Raw genomic sequence first — 13,779 nt, 5'->3', positions numbered from 1 at the left:
TTTGGAAAACCATAACGAAAGATTTTTTAAAAACTAAAGAATATTATTAAGTAGAGGCTCAACGTTTGCTACCTTTCATAGTTTTGGGATGAATAACTTTGAATTCGGCCTTTGCCTTTGTTTCTCCATTCACAATAATCTCTAATTTATGGATTCCGGGGGAATGGATTCTTGTGGTCATCTGCTGGAAAGATTGCTTTCTTTCATAAACTTTCGTTTCTTTGGGAAAAAATTCTCTTTCTTCTATCTGAAATACTTTTATGGAGAATTTCCCTACAGGTTTTAGATAATGGATCTTAGATTCTAATCTGTAAAGAGTAGGTTCTTTAGCCTCCGACTTCATTTCGAATCTATAGATTAAATGTTTTCCGATCTCTATGGTATTAGGCTGGATTTCCAACTTGGAAATTTTAGCGGATTTATTCTTTGGAAATCCGAAGATGGAAAGTGTTTCCGAGTCGCCTTGCTTTAATAGACCTCTAAGTGCATGTTTTAATAAAAGATCTGTGTTTTCCGATCTACCTATCCAATTTTTCGCAATGGATATCACTAAATCCGGATGATCTTTAGAAATATCGTTTAGATGATTTGCCACACTTCTACGAACCACTTCATCCGGATCGTTTTTCAGATTTTCCAAAATGGGGAGAGTCTTTTCGGGATCTTTTTTTAATCCTGGGATCCCTTTTCCCCAAGGCAATCTGGGACGAGAACCTTCACTTGCCAATCTTCTTGTTCCTGGATGAGAATGGTTGGACCATTCTAACATTTTTTTCCAAGTAATCTCCGGATATCGGATCAAAAACTCTCGAATGGAAAATTCGCAAGAGATGATCTGAGTGATTTGCTCCATACAATACAAGGATTCTTCAGGATGATTGATGCCTGAGATCTCTACACTTTCCCCTAAAAAAATAATATAGAACCTTTGGGTGCCTGGGAATTCTTTCTCTAGAACTTTCGAAATTTTTAATAAAGGGGGGACTGCTTTTGGAAACGGTTTTGGAAGAGAGTTTGATAAGGCCTCTGCGATTCTTTTGATCCTTTGTTTGAGCTCCAACTTCTTCCAATCTTTAGCTTTGATCTCTTGGACCCAATGTTCTGGCTGCTTGTGGGATAATACCTTGGAGAATTGGGTCCCTATTTTTAATAGAGCCTTGTCATCATAAAAGTTCTTTAAAGCTTCCGCCATACACTTTGTTATGGTTCATTTTCTTGTTCCGATAGGTAGCAATTTTCTGAATTTGATCCGGAAAAGTCTTGTTGATCGTAAAAATAATGAATAACGATACTCTCGTCGGTTTGTTTTAAGGAATAATAAAATGATTCCCGAAAATCTGTATTTGATGGATTAGATACACTTACGTGAATATCTCATTAACAAGATTGAAATATCTGCGAGTTTCTGATACTCGGCTTTCTTCTCCTGAAAAGGTAGTGGAAACTTTGGTTGCAATCCAAGGCCAGGATTATGCGGCTTCTAAATGGGCAATAGGACTTAGAACTCAGGGTTTAAAAGAAGAAGATGTCGAGTCCGCGTTCCTTGACCAAAAGATCATTAGATCTTGGCCCTTGAGGGGAACATTACACGTAGTTTCCGCCAAGGACATTTATTGGTTACTGGATTTGTTAGGTCCTTCTACAGTTTCCAAATATGCAGCTCATTACAAAAAGATAGAATTAGATCTTAAAGTATTAAAAAAATGTTATTCTATTCTTTCTAAAAATCTTTCGAACCGAAACTTTCTAACTAGAAAGGAAATATCTTCTATTTTAAAAAGATCGGGGATCATCACAAATACGACTAGATTGTCCCATATTCTGCAAAGAGCAGGGTTGGATGCCTTGATATGCTTCGGTCCCAAAAGGGGAAAAGAGTTTACGTATGCATTGATCGACGAATGGATCCCAAAGATCAAAAAAATCAAAAGACCGAAAGAAGAGGCTCTCTATGATCTCACCGAAAAATACTTCGATACTAGGTCTCCGGCAACTTTGGCGGATTTTGTCTGGTGGTCAGGTTTGAATGTAAAGGATGCAAAAACAGGGATAGAAAGTTTTGGTTCTAAATTGAGAAGTTTTCAGAAGGAAGATCAGATCTATTATTTGCCTAAAAAGGTAGATCTTGTAGATGAAGCCTCCGATACGTTGTTCCTCCTTCCTGCGTTCGATGAGTTTTTGTTGGCTTATACCGATCGTCGGGATTGTATGCATCCATCTCCTAAAAGACCTCTAACTCCGGCGGACGATCTATTTAGGCCGACACTGGTTGTTAACGGTTGGGTAAATGGAATTTGGCAGAGAGAATTTAAAAAGGAAGAAGTTATTCTAAAAGTGAACACATACAAACCGCTGAATCAAAATTTAAGAAAGAAACTTAATAAGTCAGCAGAAGAATATGCTGCTTTTCTCGGTAAAAGTCTAGTCTTAGAGATTTAAATTATCCCGAGAACTCTATTAATAATTTATGAATTAGTTCGTAATTTTTCCAAGGAAGGAAATGTCCTTCTTTCGGAAGAAGATATGTTTTTGTTTCTGCAGAAAAATTCTTTCGGATAAAATCCAAGTTTTGAGGATTTACGAGTCCGTCTTCCTCTCCTTGGACTACAATAGTTTTGGCTTTGATCTTCCTCCATTCATGGATTAGACTTTTGAGCTGTTCTTCTAAAGGTAACATTTCCGAATTACTATGAATCCATTCCTCGGGTAAGAGTCGGCTTGCGAGCCAGGTATCCGCAATCTTATTGTACCATTTTATTTCTTCCATTTCCGGGTCCATCGCAGCCGCTAATAGAAATAGGTATTGGAATTTTTCCGGAAAAAGTGAGGCCATTCGTGCTGCTACCGGACCTCCATAAGAATGTCCTAATAGAGATATCGATTTTTTTCCTTTCTGTATTTCCGGAAGTTTTGATAGTGTATTTAAGATTTTTTCTGCTTGGGCGTTCACATCCGCGGTTACGCCGGAAGATTTTCCGAAACCCGGACGGTCCACTCCAAGCATACAATACATTTTTAATAGTTCGGGATCTTTTAAATATCTAAGATAATTTGACCAAACGCCAGGGGAACCGTGGATAAATATTAGGACTTTCGTTTTGTCCGGTCGGCATCCTGTGCTAATCCAGTGTACCGGCGGCTCTTCTTTTTTATTTTGGATAAAATATTCTTGGTAGAATGTGTCAGATTCTTTAAGCTTTAAAAAAGCTTTATCTTCTTCTATACTCATTTCCTCATAACTGCTGCAGCAGGAAAGAAGTAAGGATAGAAGAAGGAGTTCCGACTTTTTCATAAACTAGATTCTAAAAGGTCTAATCGATAGTTCGTCCAATCTCGAAATTGTTACGGCAAATCGGACTTCTTATACCAAAATTTTGATCAGTAAAAAGATCCCAAAATTCGCTCCAAATACTATATAGAAAAACAATGGAGGAGACGGTTCCATTTGTTTATCGATCGCTTTGTTTAGACTTGTTTTGATAATTTCTTCTAAGACAGAAATGTCTTGGGTTCCTTTTTGTTCGTAAGCGGCGGCAACTTCCTCGGCGAATTCCGCGATTCGGATCTTTTTTAAGAATGTTTGTAAAATGAAACGAAGAACCTTGGGCCAGTTCTCTTTCTCCTGTAAAAATGTAGGTAGATCTTTAAGTTTTGAAGAGATAAACTTTCCCCAGTTATCGATCTTTTCGGACCCGACTCTTTTTTTGATCATTTCCGAAAGTGTTTTGGAGATATTCTCAGTGAACCATGCTTTGTTCTCCGAGACCAGATTACCCAATTCTCTTCCTAAAAGATATTTTTTGATCCCTAGGAAGTATAGGAAAGGGAATACAAATGCGAATCCGATTACCAAAAGGACGATAGGCCATAGTTCAAGAACTATTACGATCAATGCAAGTATTGCCCCTATTCCTCCCGCTCTTGCGATAGGCATCGGTCCCAGGTTAGACGCGATACTTTTCATTTCAGGAAAACAGAAAGCTAATAGAAAAAGATTAAAAATGAATCCTAGAAAGAGTGCAATTGACGAAAGTAAGAATATTTTTGCGGAACTTTTGACTGCTGTTTTTACGAATGTTCCGATCTCTTCTTTCATTAATATTTCTCCGAAATTGTATTTCTTATTAATAACGGATAATGCCCGGCTTTTTTGAGCGTTTTAATCCAAAAAAAGAAGATCTTTAAGCCTCCGGAATAAATCCTCTTCTCATAGTATTCTCGGTAATGCTGATAGGTTCTAAAAATTGTTTTAGATAATCAGGACCGCCTGCCTTTGCTCCTACGCCCGAAAGTTTATATCCTCCAAAAGGTTGTCTATCCACTACCGCACCGGTAATTCCTCTGTTGATATATAGGTTCCCGACTTCGAATTTTTCTTTTGCGAATTGTATATTCTTAGGGTTTCTAGAAAAAATCCCGCCGGTAAGGGCATAGTCCACGTTATTCGCTATTTTGATAGCATCTTCGAAGTTATTAGCTTTGAATAATGTAACATAAGGTCCGAAAAATTCCGTTTGCCCTAACGGAGAAGTTGGGTCCTCAGTTTCAAAGATGATCGGCTCTACAAAGTGACCTGTATTCTTTCTGTTTTCCTCTATTTTGAGTTTACTTACGATTTTAGAAGAGAACTGGGAAGCGATAGAGTCCAATCTTATTTTTGATTCCAAATCTATCACCGGACCTATTTTTACGGAAGGATCCTCAGGCAGCCCGGTTTGTAAGGATTGTAGGGCGTCTGTAAATCTGCTTTTGAATGTGTCGTATTTAGATTCCAAAAGTATAATGCGTGAAAGTGCACTACATTTTTGTCCTTGAAATCCGAATGCGGATTGTATGGATGCGATTACCGCCTCGTCTAAATCCGCATCCTCGTCCACGATCATCGCGTTTTTGCCTCCCATCTCAGCCACTACTCTTTTTACGAACTTTAGATTTTGAGAGGCGGCGTCTCGGATCATTCCTAATCCGACTGTTCTGGAGCCGGTAAAATTGATTGTATGTATATCCGGATGTTTGACTAAATAGGCTCCGATCTCTTCTCCTTTTCCAGGCAAGAATTGAAGTGCGGAAGATGGGACGCCGGCTTCTATTAATATATTAAAAAGTTTGAATGCAATCGCGGAAGATTGTTCTGCAGGTTTCATGATCACCGGGTTTCCTGCAACCAAAGGCGCGACTGTCATTCCGCAAAGGATCGCAAGAGGAAAATTCCAAGGAGCTACTACCAAGGTGATCCCTCTCGGTATATATGTGTAGATATTCTCTTCTCCTAAAAGATCTCTTCTTCTGGGCTGGAAAATGTTCTCAGCTTCTTTGGCGTAAAATTCACAGAAGTCGATCGCCTCTGCGATTTCTGCGTCTATATCCTTGATTCCTTTTCCTACTTCCAGAGAGATCAATGCAGTGAGTTCCGCTTTTTGGGAACGTAGAATGTTTGCCGCTTTTTTTAAGAACCCGATCCGTATTTCAGGCTTTGTACCTTTCCATATTTCAAAAAAATCGCCTGAGACTTTGGCGGCTTCTTCCGCATCTGCAATGGATGCATAATGTATATCTGCGATTTTTTCGCCCGTATTTGCAGGATTCAAGGCCGGGACTACCAAAGATGATCTTTTCGTTTTTCCTGAGATGATCGGGAATACTTGTATCGGGAATTCTTTTCTGATGGATACGAATCCTTCGTTTAAAAGGGTTCTTTCTTCCTCTCTCGAAAAATCTCTTAGGGCTTCATTTTGGAAATTGAAAGTATGATTCATTTTTATTTCGTATTCTCCAGATACAATAATTTCTCCCTATCCTTACTATTCGCATTGATGTTCTTTAGGAACCCTTCGTTGGTAGAATTTTCCAGTAACCTTCGTACCAAGTAGGCCATACCTGGGATCACTTCCCCGATGGGAGAATATTCCCTTACGGATATTCCTAAACTTCGGATTGCTTGTTTGTAGGAGTTCCCCATTCCGTATAACATCTGCACTTCGAAAAATTCCTTGGGGACGGAATATTGCTCCGCTCTCACAAATGCGGAAGATAAGCTTCTTATATTATGAGAACCGAATGCTGGTCGAATATGAGGATAGGACTTCAGTAAAAGTGCGGAACAATCTTCGTAATTTCTATCTGTATCGGATTTTATGAGAAAAACCGGCGGCTCCCAACCTTTTTGTGCCGACTGGGTCATCTCATATTCCCAATACGCTCCTTTTACCAAACGGACAGTCAGGGGATATTTTCGTTTTTTAGAATATTCTATTACTTTCTGCAGATCTTTCTGAGAAGCTTTCAGATATGCTTGCACCACTATCCCGAAATGGGGATAGTCTTGGAACTCAGGTTCTGCAAAGATGCGGAACGCGGTATCCATTATGATATCCTTGGTTTCGTACTGTTCCATATCTAGGTTGATAAAAATATTTTTGGAAACTGCAGAGCGGAGGATGGGCCGTAACTTATCCGTTAATTGACTTACGGATGATTCATGTGCGAGTGGGTCCAGTTGGGAATAAAGAGACGAACATTTTACGGAAACATTACCGGTAGGTTCTCCTGGAAATTGCGAACTTCGTATTTCTGAAAGTTCTCTATCTTTGGAAACTTCTTCCAGTAAAAGTAAATATTCAGAGATATAACGTTCCGCTTCTTTTTCGGAAAGTACGGCTTCTCCTAATATATCTATCGTAGAACAAATCCCATTTTTGTATCTATCTATGATCTTTTTACGATCGGAACCGTAAGTCCTTCCTAAAATAAAAAATTTTGCGGTGAGTCTAATCCCGATCTTTGCGCAAGATGCGATGAATATTGAACTAAGTCGATTGGATAAAAATAAGGAGAGAAGGAACAGTATCCATTTAGGAAGTTCCGTACGAGTTTCGACAAAATAAATCCTAATATAACGAGAGATGGAAGAAAGAGAACCAAGGCTAGGAAATAGATCTGCGAATCTAAAAGCCTGTAATTTTAATAGAGGGCGGTTTTCCAAAAACAAAAGACTTTTGGAAAATAATCTATAAGCGCTAAAAAAACTATCTTCGAAGGAATCGCTTAAACGAAATAATTCCCTTCCTTTTTCCAAGATCGTATCTTGCAGATCCGAGGAAGCGGTAAGTTTTTTAGATCCGTCTTCTTTTCTAACCTTCATTCTATTATGCTATGATCCCAAGCAGTTTTGCCATGCGAACCTTTTTGAAACGCTTTTGCATCTACTATTCCCAAATCAAATATTACGAGTTGGAAAAAAGCATGACATTTAGGGAAGAACGTCAGTCAAAGTTCGGTAGGCCAACTGATGAATATCCTATCACATTCTACCATAAACTTTTATAAGGAACTTCCGGAGATTTCCCAATTTTCGGAAGTTACGGATAGTAAACATTACAGAAAGGTTCCAGATGATTGGATAGTGATCGTAACGGACATAGTAAAGTCTACGGAAGCAATTTTAGAAGGCAGATATAAAGATGTGAATATGGCCGGAGGACTGACCTTGATGGGGATCACTAATCTTCTCAAGGATATGGAGTTCCCATTCTTCTTTGGAGGAGACGGCGTAACTATCTTGCTTCCCGGTTCAAGATTAAACGAGATTCGGGATATACTTGCCGATACAAGAGAGTTTGTAAGAGATTATTTTAAGATGGATCTTAGAATCGGATTTGTGCCTGTTTCCGATATTTATGAAGCGGGCCATAGTTTGACTATGGCTAAACTTAGGATCTCCAAACATTATACTCAGGCTGTTTTGGGTGGGACCGGTGCGGCATATGCGGAGAATAAGATCAAAGAACCGAACTCAAAGTATTTAACGGACAATTCTTATATTCCAAATATACGCGCTGATTTTTCAGGTTTTACTTGCAGATGGAAGGATATCCAAAGTCCGAAAGGGGAGATGGTTGCACTCATTGTAAAGATCAATTCGGATTCTGATTCGGAAGCTGCAAAAACCTTATCTGGCCTGCTTTCCTTGATCGATTCTCTTTACGGTTCCGAAAGGGAATATCATCCTTTGAGAGAGGAAAATTTGATCATCGAACATTCTTCTTCTGTTCTGAAGAAGGAAGCGATCGCATCTTCAAAAGGAAATAGTATATTAAAAAAACTGTATCTTTGGAAAATTAAATTCGAGACATACGGTGCGGAGCTTGCGATCCGCTGGAATCTTCCTTTAAAAGCTTTCCATTATAAATTGAATAAGTTGAAAAACTACCAAATCATTTCTTCCGATTTTAGGAAATTTGACGGAACATTTAAAATGGTCTTCGCTTCCGATACGATAGATCGAAAAAAACTAGAGTCCAGTTTGGCGGAAGCGGAGAAGTCCGGCAAACTACATTTCGGAATTCATATTTCAGATAGAGCATTAATGACCTGCCTTTTACATGCAGGAACGGAAAGAGAAGTTCATTTTATTGATGGAGCAGGCGGAGGTTACGCATTAGCCGCCACAGTCCTCAAGAAAAAATTGAGTTCTGTAGCCGCTTAATTTAAGGACAGCTAAAGCCGGTAGATTGAGTTGCCGTATTCGAAGATGTTTTTGTGAACCCGAGCATACTTACTAAAGACGAGGAAAGATTTAGAGAGTATGTTCCACTTGCTCCGGCGCTATAATTCCAGTCTCTTCCTACCGTGAGGGAATAAGGTCCCGCGCTTGGTATGGAAACCGCAACTGTGTCGTTAGTATCTTGCCCTACACATTCCCTGTCGGTCGTACTACCATTGATTAGATTTGTCCCATTCAAAGTAGTTCCGGAAAATACAGCAAGTCTCACAACCGAGGAGCCAGTCACGGAACTTACAGCAATAGTCAATGTATCGGCCTGGTTGAAATTTAAACTATAAACGTTTTGACAGTTGATAGAAAATGCACAGTTCCAAGAATCAGAGTCCGATTCAGTGGATTGAGGTGTAGAAAGAGCGATCATCTCAGAAAAACTAAAATCCATGGCCACGCCGGATATCGTTTTGGAGGCATCCAAAGAAATTGGATCTGCTTTATTGCAGGCAAAAAATGTGGAAAAGATGACAAAAGAAATGCAAAACCGAGAGATCATCGTTTTTCTCCGTTGCTCAGTATAACAATCAAGATTGAAATAAATTTCTAAAAAATCATAAAATTCAGGTTAGTAAATTATTTTTCTTACTAGGAATCGTTCTAAATCGATTAGGCGGACCCCAAAGATGGCATTCTTTTGTTTCCGGGCCGCAACATTCCAAAGAAGACTTTAAAAAATTCTTATACTCTTTCAAAACTTTGATCTTGGATTCTATTTCTTCGGTTTTGTTTGCCGGGATCTAGCTTTGGTATTCCTTTAAGAAGAAGAAAGAAAACCTAAAATCGTCCGGCTGTGGTTGCTAATCCCAGCCGGACAAAAATCAAGATTTATTCTTTTTCTAACCAATAGTAGAATGCAGGCAGTAAAACCAGGGTCAGGATCGTGGAAGAAAAAATTCCTCCGATCACTACCGTAGCAAGAGGTTTTTGGACCTCCGCTCCTAATCCTGTTCCGAATGCCATAGGAATGAATCCGAAAGATGCTACTAATGCGGTCATGACTACGGGACGAATCCTACTGACCGCACCTTCTAAAACTGCGTCTCTTACGTTAAGTTTGCTTTCTGCCCGGATCCGATCGATTGTGTATAATTTAACGAGTCCGTTCAAAACGGCGATGCCGGAAAGTGCGATACATCCGACGAATGCCGACACGCTTAAATCCATTCCTCTTAGGAAAAGGAACCAGATTCCGCCGGTTAACGCGAAAGGAACACAAAAGAATACTAACAAGGCCTGTTTAATGGATCTGAGTCCTAAGTATAGAACCGTAAAGATCATGAACAAGGTTGCAGGTATGATCATGGATAACTTTTGTTTTGCTAGGGAAAGGTTTTCTATTTGCCCTCCCCAAAAAATGGAATATCCATTAGGAATTTTTAATTTAGAGACTTGGGAGATCGCTTCTTTGTAAAAGCCTTCTAAATCTCTTCCTCTTAAATTCACTGACACGGCTACGAATCTTCTGGACTTATTTCTGGAGATGGTCATTACCTTCTCCTTTTTTTGGATCGAAGCCAAAAGTCGGATAGGCACTGTGCCTCCGTCGTCCGTTCCTACGTTGATATCTCCTATTTCGGATTCTCTATTTCGGAATTCTTCCGAGAGTCTGATCTTAATAGGGAATCTGACTTCTTCTTCGTAAAATCCTCCTAACTCGAATCCGCTCATCGAACTTTCCAATACCGAGTTGAATAAAGGTAATGAAATATTATAGTATTTGAGTTTTGTACTGTCCGGGATCACATCGATTACATTCGATTTTCTTAATGCCATGATGGGATCTAATTCTACTTCTGCGGCCCCGGGAATTTTTTCTAGTGTGTTTTTTAATTCTTCCTGTAGTTGGAGTAGAACGTTTAGGTCTTTTCCCAAGATCCTTACGCTTATGTCTGCTCTACTACCTTCTAATAGTTCGTTAAATCTAGCCTCCAACGGTTGGCTTAATGTAAGTTCCGATTCCGGGAATTTTTCTTTTACGGATGTTTCTATTTTATCTAAAAAATTTTCCCAGGTTGTCTTACCCAAAAGGTCCGGAAGTACGTCCTTTTTTAGGATGATGAATGTGTCGGCATTAAACGGTCCCATTGGGTCGTTTGCCACTGAACTTGTGCCGATCCTAGAAAATACACTTTCGACTTCCGGCATTTTGCCTAAGAAAAGTTCCAATTCTTTCTGTTCTTTTAAACTTTCCTCTAATCCGGTATTCCCATTTCGAACGATTACTAACATCAAGTCTCCTTCGGTTAATTTCGGAAGGAAGACTGTTCCCATTCTAAAATAGATAAGAAGCGTAACTACAAAGAATATTAAGGAATATATAATGATCTTACGAGGCTGATCCAGAATCTTAGGTAATTTTTCCGCGTACCAATTTACGATCTTGCTGTCCTTTTTCTTGCTGTGCTCTCCTAAGTTTTTGGGTGATAGGAAAAAATACAAAAGGGGAGGGAGAAGGAAAACGGCTAGAAATAAACTAAATCCCAAGGCCAGAAGTACCGTCTCAGCCATAGGTCGGAACATTCTTCCCGGAATTCCATCCAAAGTCAGGATCGGAACATAGACCAACATGATCACCAAGATCCCGAAAGATACCGGCTTTAAAACTTCTAAGGAAGAATCCAATATGGCTTTTCGTTTTTCTTCGTTGTTTGAGAACTTTCCGGTCTCGAATTTAGAGAGAACGTTTTCGGTGATCACAATGGAAGCATCAACTAATAATCCGAAGTCGATCGCTCCTAAGCTCATTAAGTTGGCGGAGATACCGAAAAATCTCATACAAACGGAAGCAAGCAACATGGAGCCAGGGATGATCAATGCAACAATCAGAGAGGCTCTTAGATTGAATAATATTAGAAAAAGTGTAAGTATTACTAAGATTGCACCTTCTCCCAGGTTTTTTAAGACCGTTTTGATAGTGGACTGTATCAAGAAGGATCTTTCTAATAAGATCCTTACTCTTACATTTTCAGGTAAGCTTAGATTCGAAACGGCTTTATGGAGATCTTCATTTACTTTGTAACTGTTTTCTCCTTTTAACATTAAGGCAGTGCCTAGAACGATTTCTTTTCCGTTCGAGCTTGCCCCTCCCAGCCTTGGAGTGCCATGTTCGTTCACGTCCGCTATATCTGAAACCTTTACGGAAGCTCCTGTGAGAGTCCTTCGAACGGAAATTGCAGCGATCTCATTCAGATTTTTTTTAAGTCCGTAAGCTCTTACGATGGAAATTTTTCCCGAGTTCTCTATAAAACCACCGCCGAAACTTTCTCCGATCGTAGAAATATCCCGGATGATCTGATCGATGGAAAGTCCCCAGCGTTTCATTCGGTTCGGATCGAGATCTATATGGATCTCTTTTTCGTAACCTCCGTTGGAGTCCACTTCCACGATTCCTGGGACCATTGCTTTGATCTGAGGACGGATCACATAATCTTGGATAGTCCTTAAATATAAAAGTTTTCTCTCTTCCGGAAGTCTGTCCAATTCGGAATCGGGAACTGCTTCTACCGAGTAAAAAAAGATCTCCCCTAGTCCTGTGGTGTTCGGTACTATTGTAGGAGTGGCCCCAGGGGGGAGCTTTTTCTTAGCGCTGGAAATCCTTTCCGCGACCATGGCCCGTGCCTGGTAAATATCCGTAGTCTCTTTGAAGATCAAAGATATATTAGATAAACCGAATTTAGATACGGAGCGTACGTCGATTAAATTCGGCAGTCCTAAAAGTTCCGTCTCTAACGGGAATGTGATTACCTTCTCTACTTGTTCGGGGTCCAATGAACCCGTATCAGTGGTAACGATCACCTGTATGTTTGTGATGTCCGGCACGGCATCTATAGGAACTTCATTTAACGTATAAAATGAGAATATTAATAAAAACGAAACCAGTCCTACGGATAAGAATGGGTTATTTAGGCTGGTATTCAAAAGTCTGGCTAGCATTGCCCATTACTCCTAAAATATCTTTTTCATTCGTGATATAAAGCAGGTTCAGAAGACTTTCTAAATGCGAAATTTGAGCGTCCAGAACCGCATGATGCGTTTCATGTAGTTGGTTTTCCAACTCCAGATAGCTTATGAGTTGTATCCTACCTCGCTTGAATTCCATATCCGCGAAGTTTAGATCTCGATCGATACGGTCCAACTGGGTCAGATCGTAAAGTTTTAGATTTGCTTTGGTTTGTTCATAGTCCAGAAATGCTTGGCTAAAAGAAGTTTGTATTAAGTTTTCTTGATATATTAGCCTATCTTGCTTCGATTTCATATTTGTCTCTGCAGAAGCTACTTTATTCTGGAATTGGTCCCAAACTGGGATACGGAACTTCAGTCCGAAATCGTAAAATCTGTTTGCAACCCCCGATTTATCCTCTCCGATCTGACTTGTGATGGAATAGTCCGGATATTTTTCCAGATTAGCTAGTCTAAGTTCCGTTCGCGCCTTGTCCAATTCTCCTCTGGCGGCGAGGATGGAAGGGTTTTGGGATACCGCTTTTTTTTCCAGGTCTTTGCGATCAAATTTCACTCCGGATCGGAAATAAGGAATTTTTAAATTCGGGACGGATTCTTGTCTCAAATATAAGTTTAAGGATTCATAATCTTTTGCGGCTCCAAGTTCCAGATCGTTAAAATGTTTTCGCAGAGCTAAAATTTTGGTCTCTATGATAAATAAATCCGTTTTTGCTTGAGGGGTGAAAAATGGTCTGGCTTTAATATAACTTTCGATCAAAGAAAGCCTTTTAAGCCTTTCTTTGACGTGGTTCTTTTTATCCGCTGCTACGAGATAACGATAGGCGAATTTAATCGAACTAAGACGAATTGAATTATAAGCTTCGATCTGTTGGACTTCCTTTATCTTGGAATCATTATCCACTAAAAGTTGTTTGAGTTCCTTCCTACCGGGAAAATAAACGGGTTGTTCCATTTGGATCGCGTATTCGGCTCCGGATTCATCCGCCGCTGTTCTTTGTCCGTAATCGAGATATACGGAAGGGTTTTGTGTCTTACCTTCCTGCCTTCTTTTATAAAAAAGGCTTTCTAGATCGGAATGGATCGCGGTAAGTAAGGGAGAATTTTTCTCCGCGATTGCCATGATGGAATATAAATCCAATTCTTTTCCGGTATCATTCTCCGATGCCGGGGTTGGCAGGGACAATATCCAAAAAAAAAGATAAAAATACGAGTATAACAAAAAAACGCACAATGACCTCACATTATAAAAACAGAAAATTATA

At 39.6% G+C, this 13,779-nt stretch carries 10 protein-coding genes; 2 read left to right on the top strand and 8 right to left on the bottom strand.

Annotation, left to right across the window (positions count from 1 at the left end):
- Window positions 1–58 precede the first annotated feature (58 nt).
- Window positions 59–1,192, bottom strand: a complete 1,134-nt coding sequence (locus LEP1GSC185_RS14840; protein WP_008595632.1) for a DNA alkylation repair protein — start codon at window positions 1,190–1,192, stop codon at window positions 59–61.
- Window positions 1,193–1,365: 173 nt separating this feature from the next.
- On the opposite strand from LEP1GSC185_RS14840, the gene LEP1GSC185_RS14835 reads away from it, so the two are divergent.
- The gene (locus LEP1GSC185_RS14835) at window positions 1,366–2,439 is read left to right on the top strand and encodes a winged helix DNA-binding domain-containing protein (protein ID WP_008596891.1); all 1,074 of its coding nucleotides are present in this window, start codon (window positions 1,366–1,368) and stop codon (window positions 2,437–2,439) included.
- A gap of 1 nt (window position 2,440) precedes the next feature.
- On the opposite strand, the gene LEP1GSC185_RS14830 is transcribed toward LEP1GSC185_RS14835, so the two are convergent.
- The 4 genes from LEP1GSC185_RS14830 to LEP1GSC185_RS14815 form a co-directional block, all read right to left on the bottom strand.
- Entirely contained in the window at window positions 2,441–3,292 is an 852-nt protein-coding gene (locus tag LEP1GSC185_RS14830) for an alpha/beta fold hydrolase (protein ID WP_008594035.1), read from the bottom strand.
- A gap of 69 nt (window positions 3,293–3,361) precedes the next feature.
- Window positions 3,362–4,096, bottom strand: a complete 735-nt coding sequence (locus LEP1GSC185_RS14825) for a hypothetical protein (RefSeq protein ID WP_008594137.1) — start codon at window positions 4,094–4,096, stop codon at window positions 3,362–3,364.
- Window positions 4,097–4,181: 85 nt separating this feature from the next.
- A complete protein-coding gene (locus tag LEP1GSC185_RS14820; RefSeq protein ID WP_008593714.1) occupies window positions 4,182–5,756 on the bottom strand; it encodes an aldehyde dehydrogenase family protein in 1,575 nt (524 codons plus the stop codon).
- A gap of 2 nt (window positions 5,757–5,758) precedes the next feature.
- Window positions 5,759–7,141 (bottom strand): proline dehydrogenase family protein, encoded by a 1,383-nt coding sequence (locus LEP1GSC185_RS14815; protein ID WP_008595112.1) that lies wholly within the window; start codon window positions 7,139–7,141, stop codon window positions 5,759–5,761.
- 147 nt (window positions 7,142–7,288) lie between these two features.
- On the opposite strand from LEP1GSC185_RS14815, the gene LEP1GSC185_RS14810 reads away from it, so the two are divergent.
- Window positions 7,289–8,485, top strand: coding sequence for a DUF3095 domain-containing protein (locus LEP1GSC185_RS14810; RefSeq protein WP_008594433.1), 1,197 nt, complete (start codon window positions 7,289–7,291; stop codon window positions 8,483–8,485).
- Window position 8,486: 1 nt separating this feature from the next.
- Here LEP1GSC185_RS14810 and LEP1GSC185_RS14805 read toward each other — a convergent pair whose 3' ends face one another.
- The 3 genes from LEP1GSC185_RS14805 to LEP1GSC185_RS14795 all read right to left on the bottom strand — a co-directional run bounded on the left by LEP1GSC185_RS14805 (window position 8,487) and on the right by LEP1GSC185_RS14795 (window position 13,775).
- Complete coding sequence (locus tag LEP1GSC185_RS14805) at window positions 8,487–9,053, bottom strand: hypothetical protein (protein WP_010515905.1); 567 nt, start codon at window positions 9,051–9,053, stop codon at window positions 8,487–8,489.
- 329 nt (window positions 9,054–9,382) lie between these two features.
- Window positions 9,383–12,490: an efflux RND transporter permease subunit gene (locus LEP1GSC185_RS14800; protein ID WP_008595615.1), complete on the bottom strand. Its 3,108-nt coding sequence runs from the start codon at window positions 12,488–12,490 to the stop codon at window positions 9,383–9,385.
- Window positions 12,456–13,775, bottom strand: a complete 1,320-nt coding sequence (locus LEP1GSC185_RS14795; RefSeq protein ID WP_415857744.1) for a TolC family protein — start codon at window positions 13,773–13,775, stop codon at window positions 12,456–12,458. The genes LEP1GSC185_RS14800 and LEP1GSC185_RS14795 overlap by 35 nt, the downstream gene beginning before the upstream one ends.
- Window positions 13,776–13,779 lie beyond the last annotated feature (4 nt).

The sequence above is a fragment of the Leptospira licerasiae serovar Varillal str. VAR 010 genome, assembly GCF_000244755.1.
GTDB classification, from domain to species: Bacteria; Spirochaetota; Leptospiria; order Leptospirales; family Leptospiraceae; genus Leptospira_B; species Leptospira_B licerasiae.
This window is presented reverse-complemented; position numbering and strand designations above follow the sequence as displayed.

Excerpts from the sequence above, each read along its gene's own strand:
- LEP1GSC185_RS14840 (WP_008595632.1), bottom strand. The coding sequence starts at position 1,192 with ATGGCGGAAGCTTTAAAGAACTTTTATGATGACAAGGCTCTATTAAAA.
- LEP1GSC185_RS14810 (WP_008594433.1), top strand. The coding sequence starts at position 7,289 with ATGAATATCCTATCACATTCTACCATAAACTTTTATAAGGAACTTCCG.
- LEP1GSC185_RS14805 (WP_010515905.1), bottom strand. The coding sequence starts at position 9,053 with ATGATCTCTCGGTTTTGCATTTCTTTTGTCATCTTTTCCACATTTTTT.
- LEP1GSC185_RS14825 (WP_008594137.1), bottom strand. The coding sequence starts at position 4,096 with ATGAAAGAAGAGATCGGAACATTCGTAAAAACAGCAGTCAAAAGTTCC.
- LEP1GSC185_RS14800 (WP_008595615.1), bottom strand. The coding sequence starts at position 12,490 with ATGCTAGCCAGACTTTTGAATACCAGCCTAAATAACCCATTCTTATCC.
- LEP1GSC185_RS14830 (WP_008594035.1), bottom strand. The coding sequence starts at position 3,292 with ATGAAAAAGTCGGAACTCCTTCTTCTATCCTTACTTCTTTCCTGCTGC.
- LEP1GSC185_RS14820 (WP_008593714.1), bottom strand. The coding sequence starts at position 5,756 with ATGAATCATACTTTCAATTTCCAAAATGAAGCCCTAAGAGATTTTTCG.
- LEP1GSC185_RS14815 (WP_008595112.1), bottom strand. The coding sequence starts at position 7,141 with ATGAAGGTTAGAAAAGAAGACGGATCTAAAAAACTTACCGCTTCCTCG.